The 21,891-nt window shown below is 58.3% G+C and carries 18 protein-coding genes; 12 read left to right on the forward strand and 6 right to left on the reverse strand.

Annotated elements, in window-relative coordinates:
* Positions 1-2: 2 nt before the first annotated feature.
* Together L888_RS15015 and L888_RS0104600 are read left to right on the forward strand one after the other, a co-directional pair.
* Complete coding sequence (locus L888_RS15015) at positions 3-1,148, forward strand: GNAT family N-acetyltransferase (protein WP_027952026.1); 1,146 nt, start codon at positions 3-5, stop codon at positions 1,146-1,148.
* 73 nt (positions 1,149-1,221) lie between these two features.
* Positions 1,222-1,926, forward strand: coding sequence for a hypothetical protein (locus L888_RS0104600; RefSeq protein WP_027952027.1), 705 nt, complete (start codon positions 1,222-1,224; stop codon positions 1,924-1,926).
* A gap of 161 nt (positions 1,927-2,087) precedes the next feature.
* Here L888_RS0104600 and lpxA read toward each other — a convergent pair whose 3' ends face one another.
* The 5 genes from lpxA to L888_RS0104625 all read right to left on the reverse strand — a co-directional run bounded on the left by lpxA (position 2,088) and on the right by L888_RS0104625 (position 10,757).
* On the reverse strand, positions 2,088-2,870 hold the full coding sequence (gene lpxA, locus L888_RS0104605; RefSeq protein WP_027952028.1) for an acyl-ACP--UDP-N-acetylglucosamine O-acyltransferase: 783 nt from the start codon (positions 2,868-2,870) through the stop codon (positions 2,088-2,090).
* Positions 2,871-2,907: 37 nt separating this feature from the next.
* Positions 2,908-4,290, reverse strand: a complete 1,383-nt coding sequence (locus L888_RS0104610; RefSeq protein WP_390182556.1) for an efflux transporter outer membrane subunit — start codon at positions 4,288-4,290, stop codon at positions 2,908-2,910.
* Between the two features lies 1 nt (position 4,291).
* Positions 4,292-7,570: an efflux RND transporter permease subunit gene (locus L888_RS0104615; protein ID WP_027952030.1), complete on the reverse strand. Its 3,279-nt coding sequence runs from the start codon at positions 7,568-7,570 to the stop codon at positions 4,292-4,294.
* A 27-nt stretch (positions 7,571-7,597) separates the two neighbouring features.
* Complete coding sequence (locus tag L888_RS0104620; RefSeq protein ID WP_027952031.1) at positions 7,598-8,797, reverse strand: efflux RND transporter periplasmic adaptor subunit; 1,200 nt, start codon at positions 8,795-8,797, stop codon at positions 7,598-7,600.
* A 436-nt stretch (positions 8,798-9,233) separates the two neighbouring features.
* Positions 9,234-10,757 (reverse strand): CCA tRNA nucleotidyltransferase, encoded by a 1,524-nt coding sequence (locus L888_RS0104625; protein ID WP_027952032.1) that lies wholly within the window; start codon positions 10,755-10,757, stop codon positions 9,234-9,236.
* A gap of 140 nt (positions 10,758-10,897) precedes the next feature.
* Between L888_RS0104625 and L888_RS0104630 the strand changes: the two genes are divergently transcribed.
* The 7 genes from L888_RS0104630 (at position 10,898) to L888_RS0104660 (ending at position 16,427) form a co-directional block, all read left to right on the forward strand.
* Positions 10,898-11,347: a hypothetical protein gene (locus L888_RS0104630; RefSeq protein ID WP_245594821.1), complete on the forward strand. Its 450-nt coding sequence runs from the start codon at positions 10,898-10,900 to the stop codon at positions 11,345-11,347.
* 80 nt (positions 11,348-11,427) lie between these two features.
* Complete coding sequence (locus tag L888_RS0104635) at positions 11,428-11,979, forward strand: DUF1599 domain-containing protein (protein WP_005846006.1); 552 nt, start codon at positions 11,428-11,430, stop codon at positions 11,977-11,979.
* A 5-nt stretch (positions 11,980-11,984) separates the two neighbouring features.
* On the forward strand, positions 11,985-13,382 hold the full coding sequence (locus L888_RS14845; protein ID WP_027952034.1) for a BT_3928 family protein: 1,398 nt from the start codon (positions 11,985-11,987) through the stop codon (positions 13,380-13,382).
* A 59-nt stretch (positions 13,383-13,441) separates the two neighbouring features.
* Complete coding sequence (gene tpiA / locus L888_RS14850; protein ID WP_005846002.1) at positions 13,442-14,203, forward strand: triose-phosphate isomerase; 762 nt, start codon at positions 13,442-13,444, stop codon at positions 14,201-14,203.
* A gap of 102 nt (positions 14,204-14,305) precedes the next feature.
* Positions 14,306-14,992, forward strand: a complete 687-nt coding sequence (locus L888_RS0104650) for an SPOR domain-containing protein (protein WP_027952035.1) — start codon at positions 14,306-14,308, stop codon at positions 14,990-14,992.
* Positions 14,993-15,006: 14 nt separating this feature from the next.
* Positions 15,007-15,588 carry a GTP cyclohydrolase I FolE gene (gene folE, locus L888_RS0104655; RefSeq protein ID WP_027952036.1) on the forward strand — a complete coding sequence of 194 codons (582 nt, stop codon included), beginning with the start codon at positions 15,007-15,009 and terminating at the stop codon, positions 15,586-15,588.
* A 38-nt stretch (positions 15,589-15,626) separates the two neighbouring features.
* A complete protein-coding gene (locus tag L888_RS0104660) occupies positions 15,627-16,427 on the forward strand; it encodes an exodeoxyribonuclease III (RefSeq protein WP_027952037.1) in 801 nt (266 codons plus the stop codon).
* Between the two features lie 244 nt (positions 16,428-16,671).
* Here L888_RS0104660 and aspS read toward each other — a convergent pair whose 3' ends face one another.
* The gene (aspS, locus tag L888_RS0104665; protein WP_027952038.1) at positions 16,672-18,429 is read right to left on the reverse strand and encodes an aspartate--tRNA ligase; all 1,758 of its coding nucleotides are present in this window, start codon (positions 18,427-18,429) and stop codon (positions 16,672-16,674) included.
* Between the two features lie 134 nt (positions 18,430-18,563).
* On the opposite strand from aspS, the gene L888_RS0104670 reads away from it, so the two are divergent.
* From L888_RS0104670 to L888_RS0104680, 3 genes are all read left to right on the forward strand, one after another.
* A complete protein-coding gene (locus tag L888_RS0104670) occupies positions 18,564-19,691 on the forward strand; it encodes a glycoside hydrolase family 88 protein (protein ID WP_027952039.1) in 1,128 nt (375 codons plus the stop codon).
* 79 nt (positions 19,692-19,770) lie between these two features.
* A complete protein-coding gene (locus tag L888_RS0104675; RefSeq protein ID WP_005845990.1) occupies positions 19,771-20,172 on the forward strand; it encodes a DUF1573 domain-containing protein in 402 nt (133 codons plus the stop codon).
* A gap of 181 nt (positions 20,173-20,353) precedes the next feature.
* Entirely contained in the window at positions 20,354-21,820 is a 1,467-nt protein-coding gene (locus tag L888_RS0104680) for an SLC13 family permease (protein ID WP_027952040.1), read from the forward strand.
* Positions 21,821-21,891: the final 71 nt, after the last annotated feature.

A 21,891-nucleotide genomic window follows, 5' to 3' on the forward strand; every position in this document is an offset into this window, starting at 1 on the left:
CAATGCCCAAAATCAACATACAACCTGCCCGCCAAGAACAGGCTGCCGAGATAGCTACACTCATCATGCTGGCCATGAACCACGACTGTTGCCGCCACTTTGCCGGCCCCAACCGCACGCTGGACGACTTCCACCGGATGTTGACCCACCTTGTGGAACGCGAAGACAGCCAGTATTCTTACCGCAATACGCTCGTTGCCGTGACCGGCCGAGGCCGGCTGGCAGGAATCTGCGTGGGCTACGACGGCAGGGAACTGCACCGGCTGCGCGAAGCGTTCTACCAAGCCGCCGACCGGTTTTTGGGGCGCGACCTCCGCGGGATGGCCGACGAGACCCAGGCGGGCGAGTTCTATATCGACTCGCTGGCCGTGCACACGGACTTCCGTCATCAGGGCATCGCCACGCGCTTGCTGCGTGCCGCCATCGACCGCCACGGCGACAGGCAGCCCGTGGGCTTGCTCGTGGACCAGGGAAACCCCAAGGCCGAGGAGCTCTACCGCCGTATCGGCTTCCGACTCAAGGGAGAAAACGCCTGGGGAGGACACGCCATGCGCCATCTGCAATATCCGGTGAAGTGCAGCTGGTGTCGGCACAACGCCCTCTCGGAACACTACCACGACACGGAATGGGGCACGCCCGTGCACGACGAGCGCACGCATTTCATGTTCCTTCTGATGGAAGCCATGTCGTGCGGGCTCTCATGGCAGATGATGCTGGAGCGGCGCGAGGTGTTCCGTCGGTGCTTTGCCGGGTTCGATGCGGCGGCCGTGGCCCGGTTCGACGAGACCGACGTGGAGCGTATTTTGCAAACCGAAGGGATGATTCGCTCGCGCCGCAAGATTGAGGCCATGATGGCCAACGCACGGGCTTTCCGGCAGGTAGCCGACGAGTTTGGCTCTTTCGACCGTTACATCTGGAGTTTCACCCAGGGGCGTTCGCTCATTTATCCCAGCCATCAGAACGAATGGACGACCCGCAACGACCTGTCCGACCGCGTGGCCAATGACCTGAAACGGCGTGGCTTCAAGTTCGTGGGCTCCACCATTATCTACAGTCATCTTCAGGCCATCGGCCTCATCAACGACCACCACAAGCAGTGTTTCCGTTATCGGCAGCTGCAGCCCGGTTGCACCATTGTCGAAGAATAGCCCGTCGTAAATTCCCCCAAGGGCTGTACTGAAAGCCTGTACGGCAATGCCACAACACAAAAATCAACATCCCATGAAAGGTTTTCTCTTCGCGGTCTCGCTTGTCCTGCTTGCCGGCGGAGCCCATGCACAGGAGTCCGACAGTGACTTCCGCACCCGCCGCAACACCGTCACCATCTCTGCTTCGCTCTTTGCCTATGGCTCCGATCCCGCCTACGGGACGGAATGCAGCTACGCACGGTTCTTCTGTCCATACGTCGGTGTGTCGGGCGGTCTCTCCTTTCAGCACTGGCTCGACGACGTGACACCCAGTACCGACGCGAGCAGTCGGTCGGGAATATCCTACCATCTGAAAGACGACGACAGCAAGCTGGAACTGATTCAGCTTGTCGTGGGGCCCGTGTTGCGCACCCCGGACATCAGCTTTGGACGAAGCGAGCGGCTGCATCTGTTCTATCAATGCGAACCGGGACTGCTTGTCAACTTCCTCGCCAACGAGTCGTTCATCTATGCCCGAACATACGAAGACGGGCGGCATTTGCTGGAGGAGACGCAACGGGCAAGGAACCGAGGCGGGCAGACGACAGCCTGGCGCGTCAGGTCGTCCGTCATGCTGGGCACCGGACTTGGCCTTTTTGCCATCGGCTACACCCTCTCCAATCAAGACCCCTATACCGGCCGACGCCATGTTTTCTTCGACGATATGCAGCTGAAAAGCGACATGCCGTCCCGACGGTTCACGCACGAATTCTTCGTATCGGCCACTTACAGTTTCTAAGCCCGGCATCGTTTGCCCGTCTGCAAACGGCCAGCCCATCCACGCCCCGCCGCCGCTTCCGGCTCCAGCCACGCCTCAACACCCTGCCTCATACCAACAGGGAGGGCCGACCTCACGGTCAGCCCTCCCCTCATACAATGTAAAAATGTATAGGTATGAAACTACATTTTACCGATAATGCCTTTCTTGGTGGCATTGATAAAGTTCACGATGTTGCGAATCTCCGGGCCGTCGGGCACCTGTTCGTTCACTTGAAACACGGCGTCAAACACGCTATTCTGCCCGTGGAACACCAGACGGTAGGCATTGGCCACGTGTTTTTGCACCTTGGCATCCACATGAACCACATCCATCATGGTGTTGTTGGGGCCGGCATAGCCCACAGGCGTGCCGCCGGCAATGATATAAGGCGGCACATCCTTGGAGAAAGTGGTACCCGCCTGAATCATAGCCAAGTCGCCCACACGCGTGCAAGCATTCTCGATGACCGACGAAGAGAAGATAATGCCATTGCCAATCTCGCAGTCTCCGGCTATCTTTGTGCCATAGCCGAAGACGTTGCGGTCGCCAACTTTGGTGTCATGGCTGATGTGTGCACCCTCCATCAGGAAGTTGTCGTTGCCTATCACGGTCTGCCCTCCGGCGTGGGTGGCACGGTTGATGACCACATTTTCACGAATGATGTTGTTGTCACCGATAATCAGTTCCGTGCGCTCACCGACAAAGGCAAAGTCTTGCGGCAGCGCGCCAAGCACGGTACCCTGGTGCACTTTGTTGTCATTGCCCATCTTCGTACCGTTAAGAATGCTCACGAACGGGAAGATAATGCAGTTGTCGCCAATCTCCACTTCGTCCTCAATATAGACAAAAGGGAATATCTTGCAGCCGTTTCCGATCTTGGCCTTCGGAGAGATCACGGCCTTTTCACTAATTTCACTTGCCATAACGAATTGTGAATTTTGAATTATGAAATACGAAATGCTACTTCGATCCCCCGCCCAGGGCCTGGTAGAGATTCACTACTGCCTGCATCTTGGAGAAGTCGTCGCGCACCTGTGAGAGCTGCACGTTGAGCAGGTTGCTCTGTGCCGTGATGACTTCCAGATAAGAGCTGCCGGCATTGTCCATCAGGGCGCGGGTATCGTCTACATTCTTTTTCAACACGGCTATCTGTTTGGCCTCAATGGCGCTCTTCTCGGCCGAAGCGTTGTAGAGCACAAGAGCGTTGCTCACCTCCGAGCCGGCGGTCAAGATACTGTTCTGCCAGGTGTTGTAAGCCTGCTGATACTGATCCTTGGCCACACGCAGGGCGGCCGTCAACTGACCGTTCATAAAGATGGGTTGCGTGAGCGAACCCACTGCCGAGAGCAGCAGCTTGGCCGGATTCACCATGCCCGACCCGTTGCTGTAACCGCCCGTTCCCGAAATGGTGATGTTGGGATAGAAGTTGCTGCGCGCCTTTTCCACAGCATAGAAACACTGGGCCAGGGCCATCTCATTGGCGTGCACGTCGGCCCGGTTGCGCAGCAACTGGAGGCCCACGCCGGTGGAGAAGCTCTCGGGCAGACGCTGATCGGCCAGCTTTCCACGGGCTATTGCCTGGGCCGGTTCGGTCAAAAGCAGACTCAAAGAGTTCTCTGCTTCACGCACCTGCCGCATGAGATCGGCCTTCTGTGTCAGCACACTATAGTAGTTGGACTCGGCCGCCTGCACCGACGTGGAGCGATAGCCCACGTTGGCATCAAAGCGTTTCTGCATGATGTCCCACGTGTCCTTGGTGAGCTTCTCCATGTCGTTCACCAGCTCTACCTGCCGGTCGAGCATGAGCAGTGAGTAGTAGAGGTTGGCTACGCTCGACACGAGCGAGGTCTGTACACTCACCTGATAATCCTTCATTTGGAGCAGGGCCATCTGTGCCGAGCGTTTCGAGGCGGTGAGGCCACCGAAGAGCGATACGTTCCAGCTGGCATTCACCGGCAGCGTGTACGACTTGGTCGTGGCGCTATTGAACCGCGTAATGGTTCCCTGCGGGGTGAAGGCGAACTGAGGCAGAAAGGCCAGCCTGGCGGCTTTAAGCTGTGCTTCGGCAATGTCCACGTTGAGGGCGGCGTTCAGCAGGTTGGTATTATTGTCCAGCGCTTTCCGGATAAGCACTTGCAGCTGCGGGTCGGTGAACACCTCACGCCAAGGCAGATTGGCAAAGCTCGACGTGTCGCGGACGGCAAGCGTGTCGGTCAACGACACGCTGTCGCGGAACAGCCCCGCCGTCTTCACGTCCGGACGCTCATATTTTCCGTAGAGGCTCTTGCAGCCTGTCAGCGACAGAACTGCAAGCGAGCCTATGATAATGCTTCTGATTTTCATGTTATTCTTCATCAAACTGATTCTTATACGTGATCTGCTTGCAGGAATGGGCATACTGCTGGAGCTCGGCCACGGCATCGTGATTCACCTCATCCTCGAAGACCATCGGGCGGAAACGCTCCTGCAACCACTGGAAGATGACGAACAGTGCGGGCACTACAAAGAGCTGCACCAACGTGCCAATCAGCATGCCTCCGACGGCTGCTGCACCCAATGTCTGGTTGCCGTTCTTGCCCACACCAGAGGCAAACATCAGCGGCAGCAGACCGATAATCATGGCCAGCGACGTCATGAGGATAGGACGCAGACGGGCTGCCGCACCAAGGATAGCCGAGTAGCGGATGGCCATACCCGTCTCTCTACGCTCGAGGGCGAACTGCACAATCAGAATGGCATTCTTGGCCAACAGGCCGATAAGCATAATCAGCGAGATCTGCATATAGATGTCGTTGGAGTGGCCGAAGAGCATCGTAAAGATAAAGGCACCGGCCAGACCGAACGGAATCGAGAGGATCACGGAGAGCGGCAGCAGGTAACTCTCGTACTGGGCGCTCAGAATCAGATACACGAACACCAGGCAGAGGGCGAAGATCAACGCCGTGGAGTTGCTCGACTCGGCCTCAGAACGGGTCAGTCCCGAGTACTCATAGCCGTAGCCATCGGGCAGGTAATCGGCCGCCACCTCCTCGCAAGCCCTCAGCGCATCGCCCGTAGAGTAGCTGCTGTTGGGCGTAATATTGAGGTTGATGGAGGTGAAGAGGTTGAAGCGGTTGATGTTGGACGGGCCATAGACACGCCTCAGCTTCACAAACTCGCTCACCGGGGCCATGCTGCCCGAAGCCAGCCTTACATAGATGTTGCTCATCTCGTCGGGACGCATGCGACTGGCCACGCTACCCTGAATCATCACGCGGTAGAGCTTACCGTAGGCGTTGAAATTGGAGGCATACAGGCCGCCGAAGTAGCCTTGTAGCGTGGACAGCACCGAAGCTGGCGTGGTGCCGGCCTGCTTGCACTTGGCCACATCCACGTCCACCATGTACTGGGGATAATTCGGGTTGTAGGAGGTCATGGCGTTCTGAATCTCCGGACGCTTGTTGAGCTCCTTGAGATAGTCCTGCGCCACCCGGAAGAAGCGGTCGAGATCACCGCCCGTCTTATCCTGCAATGTCATTGCAACACTGTTGTTGGCCGAGAAACCGGGAATCATGGGCGGGCCGAATGCCAGTATCTGGGCATCCTTGATGGTGGCCGTCTGCTTGTAGATCATGCCGAGCACCATGTTGGCTTCTTTCGGGTTCACGAAGAGGGCGGCGGCTCCCTGGCCGGAGAGCGCATCCTTGATGCGGGCGAAGATGTTCTTCGACTCACGCTCCTCGAAAGGCTTCAGCTTGATGATGAAAGTGGCCTGGTCGGTTCCCTGGCCGGCAATGAAGTTGTAGCCCACCACGGCCTCACGGCGCTGGATGGCCGGATTGGTGGCCAGCATGCGATCCACTTGGTCGGCAATCTCCTGCGTGCGGGCCTGACTCGTACCGGGAGCAGCCGAAATAGTCACGAAGAGTGTGCCCGTATCTTCGTTGGGTACCAAGCCTGTACTCGTGAGCGACATGGTCGCCACAAGGGCCGCAATGCCCGTCACGACGGTGATGGCCGTCGCTATACGGTGGTTGATGAGCCGCTCCACACCTTTCTTATACTTGTTGGTGGCTTTCTCGAACACACGGTTGAATCCGGCGTGGAACCGGCTCACGAAAGTTGACTTCCGGTGGTCTTCCTCCTTGTGGGGCTTGAGGAACATGGCGCAGAGGGCCGGCGACAGCGTGAGGGCATTGACTGCAGAGATCACGATGGACACGGCCATGGTGACGCCGAACTCGCGATAGAACGTGCCGGAAGTGCCTCCGATGAACGACACCGGCACGAACACGGCCGACATCACCAGCGTGATGGAAATGATGGCACCTGAAATTTCATTCATGGCGTCGATGGCAGCCGTCAGCGCATTGTCGTAACCCTGGTCGAGTTTAGCGTGTACAGCCTCGACCACCACGATGGCATCGTCCACCACAATGGCGATGGCCAGCAGCAGGGCCGACAGCGTGAGCAGGTTGATGGAGAAGCCAAACACCCAGAGGAACAGGAACGTACCGATCAGAGCCACCGGCACGGCAATCATGGGAATGAGCGTGGAGCGGATGTCCTGCAGGAAGATATAGACCACGAGGAACACCAGCACCAGTGTGATAATCAGCGTGCGCACCACCTCGGCAATCGAGGCAAAGAGAAACTCTGTCACGTCCTGCTCGATGGTGTACTCCATGCCCGGCGGCATGCTCTTCTGTGCCTCGGCCAGTGCAGCTTTTACGTCGTTGGCAATATTGGTGGCGTTGGAGCCAGCAATCTGCTGCACCATGCCCATCGTGGCCTCGTGGCCGTTGTTGCGCATGTGCACATTATACTGCAAACTACCCAGTTCCATCTTGGCCACATCCTTGAGATAGAGCGTCTCTCCCGTGGTCTTGCTTGTGAGAATAATGTTCTCATACTCGGTCACCGTCGAGAGACGGCCCTTGTAGCGCAGGGTGTACTCGTAGGCTACGTCGCTCTGCTCGCCGAACGAGCCCGGGGCGGCCTCGATGTTCTGCTCGGCCAGGGCAGCCGTGACGTCGCCCGGCACGAGGCCGTATTCTTTCATCTTTCCGGGGTCGAGCCAGATGCGCATGGAATAGGTTTCGGTGGAGAAGGTCTGCACGTCGCCCACGCCATTGATACGCTTGAGCAACGGAATGATGTTGATGTTGTTGTAGTTGGTGAGGAATTTGGAGTCGTAGCGGCCGTCCTCGGTGGTCAGCGAATACATGATGACGTTCGAGGTCTGGCGTTTCGACACAGTGACACCCACGCGGGTCACCTCCGACGGCAGCAGGGCCTGGGCCTGCGACACGCGGTTCTGCACGTTCACGGCAGCCATGTTGGGGTCGGATCCCTGCTTGAAGAACACGGTTATCATGGCCATGCCGGCGTTGGTGGCCGTCGAGGTCATGTAGGCCATGTTCTCCACACCGTTGATGCTCTCCTCCAGCGGGGTAATCACGGAGTTCATCACCGTCCTGGCATCGGCGCCTTGATAGGTTGTCATCACCGAGATGGTGGGCGGAGCAATGTCCGGATACTGCTCAATGGGCAGCGAAACCAAGCCTATAGTACCCAGCAGCACGAAGAAGATGGAGATCACCGTGGACAGTACCGGGCGCTTGATAAAATTAGAAAACGACATATCTTTTTTCTTTGAGTCTCCTTATACTTACTTTCCTCCCATGGCCTTGGCAAAGTCGCCGGCATTGCCCTGGGCGGCGCCGAGCTTGGCAGCATCGTCTATCTTCTTCTGATACTGGGCCTCGGTGATGGGTTTTATCTCCATGCCGTCAGCCAGTTTGGTGATGCCTTTGGTCACAATGCGGTCGCCGGCGTGCAGGCCTCCCGTCACCACGTAGGTCTTTCCGTCGTTCTGCGGGTCTATCGTTATCTCGCTGTACTTCACCTTGTTGTCCTTGCCCACGAGATAAACAAACACTTTGTCCTGCACCTGCGAGGTGGCTTCCTGCGGAATCACGATGGAGTTGCTGCTCACGCGGGGAATGATAATCCGGCCGGCGCCGCCGCTCTTGAGCAGCTTCTGCGGATTGGCGAAATGGGCGATGAGCGAGTACGAGCCCGTGTTGGCGTCGATCACGCCGCTCATCTTCACCACCTTGCCCGGATGGTCGTAGACCGTGCCGTCGGCCAGTTGCAGCTTCACGGCCGGCAGCTGACTGATGGCGGCGGCGGCACTGCCCGAAGCCTTGGTCATGTCGAGTATCTCGCCCTCGCTCATGGAGAAGAACACCTCCATGGTCGAAACGTCAGAAACGGTGGTCAGCGCATTGGAAGCGCTCACCAGCGCGCCCACCTTGAAAGGCAGACTGCCCACCACACCGGCTGCCGGAGCCTTGACGGTGCACCATGCCAGCGTCTCCTGGGCCGATGCAAGAGCCGCCTGAGTCTGGGCCACACTGGCCTGGGCCGTGGCATAACTGTTGGCCGAGGTGGAGAGTTCGTACTGTCCGATGATGCGCTGGGCAAAGAGTTTCTTGTTGTTCTCGTAGGTCAGGTAGGCCGTATTGGCCTGTGAACGGGCCGTGTTCAGGGCGGCCTGGGCCTGGCGAACGGCGGCCCGGTAGGTCTCGCTGTCGATAGTGAACATCACCTGTCCGGCCCTCACGGCCTGGCCTTCATGCACCAGCACCTTGGTGATAAAGCCTGAAATCTTGGGGCGCACCTCCACGTCCTGAATGCCTTTGATGGTGGCAGGATAGGTGGTCTGCATGTCTGCACTCTGCGTGCCCACCGTGCGTACGGCAAACTCATTGTCCTGAAGGTCGGCCAGACTGCCGCGGCCCTTGCCGCCACACGACACGAGAGCTACGGCCATGACTGAAACGAACAAACAATTCTTAATCTTCATACCTATTTAAAATTAATATTAATATGCCCGATACACCCGTCGGCGGCAGCCTGTGCCCACGCTTGGCACCGGGGCCCCAAGCCGTCCGGGAAACAAAACTAAACTGTCTTTTTTAGTTTTTGCAGTGCAAAATTACGAAAGATTGGTGGAAACCCGACACGCGTCCGTAGTTTTTTAACAAAGATTCTTTCTTTTTAGCAGAGTGGCAGGACGAGGTGGCCGCCATGCCGCGACGGCACTGCGGCATGGCCATGAAAGGGCGGCAAGGTCTTCGCGACGGCACCGTGGCATATTGGCAACGGCGCCACGGCATTTTCATGACGGTGCAAACGCACGGCGATTGCACCGTAACGGGCGGGCGGCAACGGCGCAATCGCCGCGCGTTTACGCCGCAAAGCCAAGGCGAAAAAGCGTTGCTGAAATGCCCCCTGCCCGTTCAGGCCAGCCCCATCTGCCGGGCCTTCTCCATGAGCAGCTGCATGAGGGGCTCGCGCTCGTTGGGCACCCGGTTGTCGAGCACGGCATCCTTGAGCGTCTGCTTCAGGGTGCCCACCTCGCGCGAGGGCGGCAGATGGAACATCTCCATGATTTCGTTGCCGTCGATGCAGGGCTGCAGCTGGCGGCGGAAGTCCTTTTCCAGCAGGTCGGCTATCTTCTCGCGCACCAGCCTGAAGTTCTCCAGGAACCGCTGTTTCTTCACCCGGTTCTTGCTGGTGATGTCGGCCTCGCAGAGCATCATCAGCTCATCCACGTCGTCGTCGGCATCGTTCACCAGGCGGCGCACGGCGCTGTCGGTCACCTCTTCGTCGGCCATGGCGATAGGACGCATGTGCAAATCTACGAGCTTCTGCACATATTTCATCTTGCTGTCCATGGGCAACTTGAGCCGACGGAAGATGCCGGGCACCATCTTGGCCCCCAGATAGTTGTGGTTGTGAAAGGTCCAGCCCTGCACGTTGTCCCACCGTTTGCTGCGAGGCTTGCCTATATCGTGGAGCAAGGCGCCCCAGCGCAGCCACAGCCAATGCTCCTGCATGCGCTGCAACTCGGCGTGCAGCTGCTCGGCCTCGGGGCTGTCGGGGGGCGCGGCGGCCAGCCGCGCACGCAGGTCGGCCAGTCGCTGGCGCTGCGCCCGGCACAGGTTGTCGACCACTTCGAGCGTGTGGAAGAAGTTGTTCTTGTGGGCCCTGCCGTTGCGTGTCTCCACCACGTCGAGCGCGGCCAGCTCGGGCAGGATGAGCTTGAGCTGGCCGCAGCGGTGCAGATCGACGAAGCCGCGGCTGGGCTGGTCGGCCAGCATGATCTTGTTGAGCTCCTCCTCCACCCGCTCTCCACTGATGATCTTGATGCGGTGGGCATTGCGGCCGAGGGCCTCGAACGTCTCGTCCTCGATGTAGAACTTGAGCTGCGTGGCAAAACGCACGCAGCGCATCATGCGCAGCGGGTCGTCGGAGAAAGTGATGTCGGGGTCGAGCGGCGTGCGGATGATGCCGTCCTCGAGGTCGGCAATGCCATCGAACGGGTCGACAAGCTCGCCGAAACGCTCACGGTTCAGGCACACGGCCATGGCGTTGATGGTGAAGTCGCGGCGGTTCTGATCGTCCTCGAGGGTGCCGTCCTCCACGTGGGGCTTGCGGCTGTCGTGGCTGTAGCTCTCGCGGCGGGCACCCACAAACTCCACCTCCTGCCCACGGAACTTCACCTGCGCCGTGCCGAAATTGCGGAAAACAGCGAGGTGGGCCCTGCGCCCCAGCAGTTCCTTGAGCCGGCTGGCCACCTGGATGCCACTGCCCACGACCACCACGTCGATGTCGCTCGACGGCCTCTCCAGGAAGAGATCGCGCACGTATCCGCCCACGACATAGCACTCCAGGTGCAGGCTGTCGGCAGCCTCTGAAATAAGATGAAATATATCCTGATCGAGAAGACGGGCCAAATCGGCGTCGCTGAGTTGTCGCATGATGGTATCGTGAACTGTGAATGTCCTGTTGAAAAGCGGCTGCAAAGTTACGAAAATATTCACGATTGCGGGCCTTTCGCCGCTTTTTTCTCGGCGGCAAGCCCGTAATCTCGCAAAAATTCCGTAAGTTTGCACTCATCATGAACAACCCCCTCTCCATCCCCCGGGCCAGCTGGCGCGCCGCCGTCGCCCGCCCGGCGCTGCTGCTCTGCGCAGCCGCCGCCCTGGCGAGCTGCCAGCCCTCGGCCGACGAAAAGGCCGCCCCGCTGATGCACCGCATCGACTCGCTCTACCAGCGACAGGCCTACACCGAGACGCTGAACGCCATACGCCAGCTGCGCGACCGCCATCCACAGGCCCTGAAGTCGCGGCAACGGGCCCTGCACATCTGGCAGGAGGCCTCGCTGCGACTGGCCCAAGCCGACATCGCGCGCACCGACTCGGCCCTGCAGGCCACCATTCGGGCCTACGAGGCCGAGACCCGCATTGGGCCCAAAAACCGGCTCCGCGTGCGCCGCGACTCGCTGCAGGTGCGCTACGATGCGCTCTGCGGCATCGTGCGCGTGATTCACCGAAAGACAAAAAAATGAGAAGCGATGGGCCCCGGAGGGCAAAAAGGGGGGAGGCTTTCCCCCTTTTTCGATTAAAATCGCTATCTTTGCACCGAATTATGGCAGAACAGAACACAGACCAACAGTTTAAGGAGGTCATGGCCGAGTGCCGCGACCTCTTTACCAAGAAACTGCACGATTACGGCGCCTCGTGGCGCATCCTGCGCCCCTCGTCGCTCACCGACCAGCTCTTCATCAAGGCCATGCGCATCCGCTCGCTGGAAATCACGGGGCGGTCGCTCGTGGGCGAAGGCATCCGGCCGGAGTTTGTGGCCCTCGTGAACTATGGCATCGTGGGCCTCATCCAGCTGGAACGTGGCTTTGCCGACCGTGTGGACCTCACCCCCGACGAGGCACTGGCCCTCTACGATGCCCATGCCGCCAAGGCTTTCGACCTGATGGTGCGCAAGAACCACGACTACGGCGAGGCGTGGCGGGGCATGCGCGTGAGCAGCTACACCGACCTGATTCTGACCAAAATAGAGCGCATCAAGGAACTCGAGGACCTGCAGGGTGGGGCCTTGGTGTCCGAAGGGGTCGACGCCAACTACGCCGACATCATCAACTATGCCGTGTTTGGCGTCATCCGACTGAAAGAACAAGCCGACTGAACCCCGTGGAGCAAGAGAAACCTACAGACGGAAGACCGTCGCCGGCACAGGCCCGGAAGACTGTGTGGCTCCGCGAGCAGCTCCTGCGGCTGCCCGTCAACGCGTGCCGCCTGGTGCTGGGGCTGACGTTTGTCTTCTCGGGATTCGTCAAAGCCGTGGATCCGCTCGGCACGCAATACAAGATACAGGACTATCTGGCGGCCCTCGGACTGCAGGGACTGGTGCCCGACCTGCTCACGCTGGGCGCGTCGGTGCTGCTGTCGGCACTGGAGTTTGCGCTGGGCATTTTCGTGCTTTTCGCCATCCGCCGCCGGCTGGCCTCGCGGCTCTCGCTGGCCCTGATGGCCGTCATGACGCTCATTGCGCTGTGGCTCGTCGTGGCCAACCCGGTGAAAGACTGTGGCTGCTTCGGCGACGCCGTGAGGCTGACCAACGGCCAGACACTGCTCAAGAACGTGGTGCTGTTGGGCTGCGCCCTCGTGCTGAGCCGCTGGCCGCTCAGGATGTACCGCTTCATCTCGGAGAGCAACCAGTGGATTGCCATCAACTTCACCGTGCTCTTCATCCTGCTCACCAGCCTCTACTGCCTCTACCGGCTCCCTCTTTTCGATTTCCGCCCCTACCACATCGGGGTGAATATCAGGCAGGCCATGGAGATTCCGGAGGGTGCAGAGCAGCCGCAGTTCGAGACCACGTTCGTCATGGAGAAGAACGGCGAGCGGCGGGAGTTCTCGCTCGACGACTATCCCGACTCCACCTGGCAGTTCATCGACTCGCGCACGGTGCAGACCCGCGAGGGCTATGTGCCCCCCATACACGACTTCTCCATCCAACTGTCCGAGGGCGACGACATCACCGACGAGGTGCTCGCGCACCGCGGCTACACGTTCCTGCTCATCTCGCCACACCTTGCCACGGCCGACGATTCCAACTTCGGCAACATCGATCAAATCTACGAGTACGCCCAGCAACAGAAGATTCCGTTCTATTGTCTCACGGCTTCCAACGAGAAAGACATCCGGCACTGGGAAGACATTACGGGAGCCGAGTACCCGTTCTGCCTCACCGACGAGACCACGCTCAAGACCATGATACGCAGCAATCCGGGGCTCATGCTGCTCAAAGACGGTACCATCATCCGCAAATGGAGCCACAACGACCTGCCCCAGGAGGAGGAACTGCGGCAACCGCTCGACAAACTCGACATCGGGCACCTGCCCGACGACACCGCGGGCAAGACCATTTCCAAGGTGCTGGCCTGGTTTTTCCTGCCGCTCATCGGCCTTGCGCTGGCCGACCGCACATGGGCATGGACCCGATTCCTGCGGCGAGGCAAGAGGCTGAAAAGGAGGAACGCAAAAGACAACAGGCAGGAAGAAGCGGCCGAAAAGGCGGACAGCTGAGCCCACAACGTGCAATCATGTTATCATAGCATAAGTTTCATTTAAACAAAAGAAAGAAAATGAGAAAGAAAATCGTAGCAGGCAACTGGAAAATGAACGAGAACCTGCAGGAGGGCATCGCCCTGGCCAAGGAAATCAACGACATGCTGGTGGCAGACAAGCCCCATTGCGGCGTGGTCATCTGCACGCCGTTCATCCACCTGGCTAAGGTGGCCGATGTGCTGGACCAGCGCGTGGTGGAGCTGGGCGCCGAGAACTGCGCCGACAAGGACAAGGGCGCCTACACGGGTGAGGTGTCTGCCGCCATGGTGAAGTCCACCGGCGCACAGTATGTCATTCTGGGCCACTCCGAGCGTCGCCAGTACTACGGCGAGACCGCCGAGATTCTGAAGGAGAAGGTTCAGCTGGCTCTGGCCAACGGACTGAAAGTAATTTTCTGCTGCGGCGAGACGCTCGAGGAGCGCGAGGCAGAGAAGCAGAACGAAGTGGTAAAGGCCGAACTCGACGGCTCCGTGTTCCATCTCACGGCCGAGGAATGGAAGAACATCGTGCTGGCCTACGAGCCCATCTGGGCCATTGGCACCGGCAAGACCGCCACTTCCGACCAGGCCGAGGAGATGCTGGCCTACATCCGCTCGATCGTAGCCGACAAATACGGCAAGGACGTGGCCGAGGACACCACCATTCTCTATGGCGGCAGCTGTAAGGCCAGCAATGCTCCCGAGCTGTTTGCCAAGCCCAACATCGACGGTGGACTCATCGGCGGTGCCTCGCTGAAGGCTGCCGACTTCAAGGGCATCATCGACGCTTGGAAGAAGTAACCACCTGTTTCTCAAGACACAGGGCTTGGCACCCGGCCCCGATGCACGCACAAACGGAGCGTCGGGACGGGGCCAGGCCCCTTGTTGAGCATTGACATGAAGATGAAAAGATTCATCCTACTGACGGCGATTGCGCTGGTTTCTGCACTGACGGCACACGCGCAGACTTATCTGGAACACCTGCAACAGAGCAAGGCGGGGCAGGGCAAGGTGACCGTGACGCAGAGCAAGGCCATAGACGCGCTGGTGAACGGCACCACAAATGCAGACAAGCCGGCCGCCAAACCCGCCACGCCGGTCACGAAACCTACGGTTCCCACCACCGCCAAGACCCCGCAGGAGGCCAGGACGCCGGGCAGGAACGAGGCCGCGCGCAACGTCGAGAACACGGTGCCCACGGAAAAAGCGAATGCGGCGGAGAAGCCCCGCACGGCCGAGAAAGCCGAGAACCGAAAGCCCGACAGCGACGACGACGAGATGAGCATCCCCACCATCGACATGCGCAAAAAGGTGATGCGCGACGCCCGCAAGGTGACAGGCTACCGCGTACAGGCCTTTGCAGGAGGCAACACGCGCATGGACAAGCAGAAGGCACAGCAGATTGGCGAGGCTATCAAGATGAAATTCCCCGACCAGCCCGTCTACGTCCACTTCTATTCGCCGCGCTGGATTTGCCGCGTGGGCAACTATCGCAGCTATCAGGAGGCGGAGCACATGCTGCGGCAAGTCAAGGCGATGGGCTACAGTTCGGCCACCATTGTGAAAGGAATGATTACGATTCAGTATTAGGATAACCGGCAGACATGAATCCAGAAACAGAGTTTCGCGACGGGCTGGACGAGCTCGCCGCCCATTACCGGCAGGTGCTGGCCCTCCTGGGAGAGGATACACAGCGCGAGGGACTGCTCAAGACGCCCATGCGCGTGGCCAAGGCCATGCAGGTGCTCATGCGCGGTTACACCCAGGACGCCCACAAGGTGCTCACCGACGCACTCTTCAAGGAGGACTATAACCAGATGGTTATCGTCAAGGACATCGACTTCTACTCGATGTGCGAACACCACATGCTGCCCTTCTTCGGCAAGGCACACGTGGCCTATATCCCCAACGGATACATCACCGGACTGAGCAAAATAGCACGCGTGGTCGATATTTTCAGCCACCGTTTGCAGGTGCAGGAACGGCTCACACAGCAAATCAAGGACTGCATTCAGGACACGCTGAAGCCCCTCGGCGTGATGGTGGTGGTCGAAGCACAGCACATGTGCATGCAGATGCGGGGCGTGGAGAAGCAGAATTCCATCACCACAACCTCCGACTTCAGCGGCGCATTCAACCAGGCCAAGACGCGAGAGGAGTTCATGAACCTGCTCCGTCAAAGATAGTTTTCAGCAACAGGCAACAACCAACAAACCACAGAAACATGAAATTCATCTCTTGGAACGTCAACGGGCTGCGCGCCTGCGTCAAGCCCAAGACCGACGATGCCGGCAACGTGACCAGCAAAGGCTTCGAGGCCTACTTCAAGGAACTGGACGCAGACTTCTTCTGTCTGCAAGAGACCAAGCTGCAGACCGGACAGATCGACCTGCAGTTCGACGGCTATCGCTCCTATTGGAACTATGCCGAAAAGAAAGGTTACAGCGGCACGGCCGTCTTTACCCGCCACGAACCGCTCGGTGTGACCTACGGAATCGGCAAGGAGGAACACGACCACGAGGGACGTGTCATCACGCTGGAATACCCCGACTTCTACCTCATCACCTGTTACACGCCTAACTCGCAGGACACGATCAAGGGCGAACTGAAGCCTCGCCGGCTGGGCTACCGCATGACATGGGAGGACGACTTCCGCGAATACATGATGCGACTCGACAAGAACAAGCCCGTCATCATGTGCGGCGACCTGAACGTGGCCCACGAAGAGATGGATCTCAAAAACCCCAAAACCAACCACAACAATGCCGGATTCACCGACGAAGAACGGGAGAAGATGACCACACTGCTGGGCAGCGGCTTTCTCGACTCTTTCCGCACGCTCTACCCCGAACAGGTGACCTACAGCTGGTGGAGCTACCGCATGCGTGCCCGGGAGAAGAACACGGGCTGGCGCATTGACTATTTCATCACCTCTGACCGGCTGCGCGACCGCATTGCCGATGCCAAAATCCACACCGAAATCATGGGCAGCGACCACTGCCCGGTAGAATTGGACCTCAAATAAAACTGCCCTGCACTTTTGAATTTTGAATTATGAATTTTGAATTGAGCAGAGCCAGAGCTCAAGTAAGGCGGCCCTACAATTTTGAATTTTGAATTATGAATTTTGAATTGAGCAGAGCGGAGCTCTAATAAAACCGCCCCACACCTTATTATATATAGCTCACAGCGACGGTTCACCGGGGCGAAAACAACAATCCCGCAGATGCACAGGCACCTGCGGGATTGTTGTTGATGGATGAATGGGGTTATTTCTTCAGGTCTACGCGAATCTGAAGCTCGTCGAGCTGCTTGTCGTCGATCTGCGAGGGAGCGTCGAGCATCACGTCGCGGCCGCTGTTGTTCTTCGGAAAAGCAATGCAGTCGCGGATGCTGTCGAGCCCGGCCATGATGCTTACAAAGCGGTCGAGGCCGAAAGCCAGGCCGGCATGGGGCGGTGCGCCATACTTGAAGGCATTCATCAGGAAGCCGAACTGTGCCTCGGCACGCTCGCGCGTGAAGCCCAACACCTCGAACATGCGCTCCTGCAACCGGGTGTCATGAATACGAAGACTGCCGCCACCCACTTCGATGCCATTGCACACGAAGTCGTAAGCCTTGGCGCGCACCTGCTCGGGATGCTCGTCGAGCAAGGGAATGTCGTCGGGATGGGGCATGGTGAAAGGATGGTGCGTGGCCATGAGCCGCTGTTCCTCGTCACTCCATTCAAAGAGCGGGAAGTCGACAATCCACAGGCATTTGAACACATTTTTGTCGCGCAGGCCCAGCCGGTCGCCCATCTCCAGGCGCAGGCTGCAAAGCTGAACGCGTGTCTTGTTGGCGTTGTCGCCCGAGAGAATCAGCACCAAGTCGCCGTCCTTGGCCCCCATCTTCTCCTTGATGTCAAGCAGCACCTCGGGACTGTAGAACTTGTCGATGGAGCTCTTGACGCTGCCGTCGGTTCCGTATTTGATGAACACCAGCCCCTTGGCACCCACTTGCGGACGCTTCACAAAGTCGGTAAGCTCGTTCAATTGCTTGCGGCTGTAGTCGGCACAGCCGGGCACACAGATGCCGCCGATATAGGCAGCCTCGTCGAAAACGGAGAAGCTGCCCTTGCCGGCAAAGGCATCCTTGAGCTCCACGAACTCCATGCCGAAACGCAGGTCGGGCTTGTCGGAGCCGAAACGACGCATGGCTTCGTGCCACGTCATCTGCTCCAGCTTGGGCAGTTCCACGCCTCGAATCTCCCGGAACAGATGGCGCGCCATGTCCTCAAAGAGGTCAATCACGTCGTCCTGATCCACGAAACTCATCTCGCAGTCTATCTGCGTGAACTCCGGCTGACGGTCGGCACGCAGGTCTTCGTCACGGAAACATTTGGCAATCTGGAAGTAGCGGTCGAACCCAGCCACCATGAGCAGCTGCTTTAATGTCTGCGGACTCTGGGGCAAAGCATAGAACTGGCCGGGATTCATGCGCGAGGGCACCACGAAATCACGGGCTCCCTCGGGAGTGGAACCAATGAGAATGGGGGTCTCCACCTCCATGAACCGATGGCCGTCGAGGAAGTTACGGATGAGAATGGTCATGCGGTGGCGCAGCTCCAAGTTCTTGCGCACAGCAGCACGACGCAGGTCGAGATAGCGGTATTTCATGCGGAGGTCGTCGCCGCCGTCGGTATTGTCTTCGATGGTGAACGGGGGCGTCGCCGCCGGACTCAGCACGGAGAGCTCACGGACAATGATTTCGATGTCGCCGGTATCCATCTTGGCGTTCTTGCTCTGACGCTCGCTCACGGTGCCTTTCACCTGGATGCAGTATTCGCGGCCCAGTTTGTTGGCCTGGTCGCAGAGGGCTTTGTCGTCGGCTTCGTTGAACACAAGCTGCGTGATGCCATACCGATCGCGCAGGTCGACAAAGGTCATGCCGCCCATCTTGCGGGTGCGCTGCACCCATCCTGCCAGCGTCACGTCTTTTCCTTTATCCGAGAGCCGCAGCTCCCCACAGGTATTTGTTCTATACATATTTATAAATATGATGATATAATAATGACGCAAAATTACTACTTTTTTGCGAAAGCGGGAAAAAATAAATGCCAAACTTAGGCGGACGTATTTATTTTTCGTATCTTTGTTGCTGGTTAAAAACAAGCAAAAACATGCGAAAGAAACTGCTGCTTCTCACCTTTCTGTTCCTGTCTGCGGCCGCCATGGCCCAGACTGCGGGCGAGGTGCTGGCCACTGCACAAAAGGCCAACCGCTATTTCATGACGAAATATGCCGACCCCACGCGGCCCACCTTTGTCAAAAGAGAGCGGCCCAGCAACCTGTGGACACGTGCCGTCTATTATGAAGGGCTCATGGCCCTGCAAGAGATAAGCCCGGAACAGCAGCAAGTGGACTATGCCTTGCAGTGGGCCAACTTCCATCAGTGGTCGCCACGAAACGGGGTGACCACCACCGATGCCGACGACCAGTGCTGCGGCCAGACCTATCTGATGCTGCTGCCCTATACCGAAGAGGGCGGCTCCGGGCTGACAGACAAGCTGCGCGAGAATCTGGACCACCAGATGGCTACGGGCCGACACGACTACTGGACGTGGATAGACGCCATACAGATGGCCATGCCGCTCTATGCCATGATGTACAAATACACCGGCGAGCGCAAGTACATGGACTATGCCATGGAGAGCTATCGGTGGAGCCGCAACACCTGCGGAGGAGGCTTGTTCAACGAGGCAACGGGGCTATGGTACCGCGACAAGGACTATGTGCCGCCCTACAAGGAGCCCGACGGCAAGGAATGCTACTGGAGCCGGGGCGACGGATGGGTGTATGCCGCGCTGGTGCGCGTGCTGGAGACCATCGGCAAGAAAGACAAATACTACGATGAGCTGAAGAAAGATTTCCTGCTCATGAGTAAGGCTTTTGCCGGCTGCCAGCGCGCTGACGGACTATGGAACGCCAGCCTTGTCTCGACCAACTATGAGGGCAAGGAGCTCACGGGCTCGGCACTTTTCCTCTATGGCATGAGCTGGGGCATCAGCCAAAAACTGCTCAAAGCCAAGGGTTACCGCCCCGTCTGCGACCACACATGGAGGGCCTTGGAGCGCGACTGCGTGCATGCCGACGGCTTTCTGGGCTATGTGCAAGGCACGGGTAAAGACCCATCGGCCGGCCAGCCCGTCACCTATACCAGCGTGCCCGACTTTGAAGACTATGGCACCGGATGCTTCCTGCTGGGAGCTGCGGAATACTATAAATTAATCAAAGACGACCGAAAATGAATCAGAAACGGCCGCCGGGCCTGTAACTTTTGCTCCGGCGGCACGTCTTATCATGAATGAATCATCAAAAAGAAAGCGTATGAAAAGACTTATCATGGTAGCAATCCTCGCGATTGCGGGCTTGAATATGGCCTTCGCACAGGCACAAATCAAATTCGACAAGCTGTCTTGCGACTTGGGCTCATTCCCGGAAAGCAGCCCCGTACAGAAATGTACGTTCACCTTTACCAACGTGGGCGACCAGCCCCTCATCATCAATCAGGCCGTAGCCAGCTGCGGATGCACCGTCCCCTCCTACACCAAGACGCCTATCAAACCCGGCGAGAAGGGAACCATCTCCGTCACATACAACGGCAAGGGCAAGTTTCCCGGCCACTTTAAAAAGACCATCACCATACGCACCAACGGCGTACCAGAGATGACCCGCCTCTACATTGAGGGCAACATGAAAGAGGATCAAGGCGGCAGCAACACCCAATAACCCCGAAATCCCATGCCCTGTCTGCACCGGACGGCGGCATGGGATTCCGGATTTTACCCCTCCTCACAGCCTTAACCACAAACAACAACGACCTGACCTCGGTGGGCCGACCACCTAAACCTTGCGACCCAACCTGCCACACACAACACAAATTATCTATAAAACCTAAACTATTTACATTATGCAAGAAACCGTCAAGAAGGTTCTCACGGGCGATTTTCACAAGAAAAAAGCTTTCTGGTTCCTCCTCACCGCACTCTTTACCCTGATTGTTTGGAATCTGCCCATCGCTGTTTTCGGCATCGAGGGGCTCACCGTTGTACAGCAGCGCGTCATCGCCATCTTCGTCATGGCCGTCATGCTGTGGCTCACCGAGTCGATACCGGCCTGGGCCACCTCGGTCACCATCATCTTTGTACTGCTCTTTTGCGTGAGCGACTCCTCGTTCAAGTTCATGCAAGGCTCGGAGGGCGAATACGGGCAGCTACTCGACTCCGTAGGTATCATGGCCTGCTTTGCCGACCCTACCATCATCCTCTTCCTCGGTGGATTCATTCTGGCCATCGCCGCCACCAAGTCGGGACTGGACGTATGGATGGCCAAGACGTTGATTCGCCCGTTTGGCAAGAAGAGCGAGAATGTGTTGCTGGGCTTCCTTCTGATTACAGGTGTCTTCTCCATGTTCATCTCCAATACCGCCACGGCGGCCATGATGCTCACATTCCTCACGCCGGTGTTCAAGTCGCTGCCGGCCAACGGCAAGGGCCGCATCGCCCTGACGATGGCCATCCCCATCGGCGCCAACCTGGGCGGTATGGGCACACCCATCGGCACACCGCCGAACGCCTTTGCCTATAAAGTGCTCAACGACCCTGCCGGACTCAACATGAACATCGGTTTCGGCCAGTGGATGATGGTCATGGCCCCGCTGGTAATCATACTCCTGGCCATTGCCTGGCTACTGTTGCGCAGGTTCTTCCCGTTCTCGCAGAAAACCATCGAACTGGAAATTGCCGGCGACATGCACCGCAACTGGCGCACCGTGGTGGTGGGCGTCACCTTTGCCGCAACCATCCTGCTATGGGTTTTCGGCAAGCAGTTCGGCGTGAACGCCAATACCGTGGCCATGCTTCCCATCGCCGTGTTTGCCTTTACCGGCGTCATCACAGCCAAAGACCTGCAGGACATCGACTGGGGAGTCATCTGGATGGTGGCCGGCGGATTCGCCCTCGGCATGGCCATGAACGGCACCGGACTGGCCAAAGTGGCCATCGAGTCCATCCCCTTCGGTGATTGGAGCCCCATCGTCATCCTGATTATTTCAGGTCTGGTCTGCTTCTTCCTCTCCAACTTCATCAGCAACACCGCCACGGCGGCCCTCATGATACCCATTCTTACCGTGGTGTGCGAGGGCATGGGCGACAAGCTGAACATCATCGGCGGCACGCCTACCGTGCTCATCGGCATTGCCGTGGCAGCCTCGGCCGCCATGTCGCTGCCCATCTCCACACCGCCCAACGCCATCGCATACTCCACTGGTCTCATCCAGCAGAAAGACATGGTCAAGGCCGGTCTGGCCACGGGCCTCATCTCATTGCTCATCGGTTTCAGCTTGCTCATCGTAGTGGGAAAGGCCGGAATACTCTAAACAGATTTCCTTTCAAGACAACGGGAAGTGAACATTGACGGCCGTCAATTTGTCCAAGACAACGGGAAGTG

The organism is Hallella seregens ATCC 51272 (assembly GCF_000518545.1).
In the GTDB taxonomy this organism is placed as follows: Bacteria; Bacteroidota; Bacteroidia; order Bacteroidales; family Bacteroidaceae; genus Prevotella; species Prevotella seregens.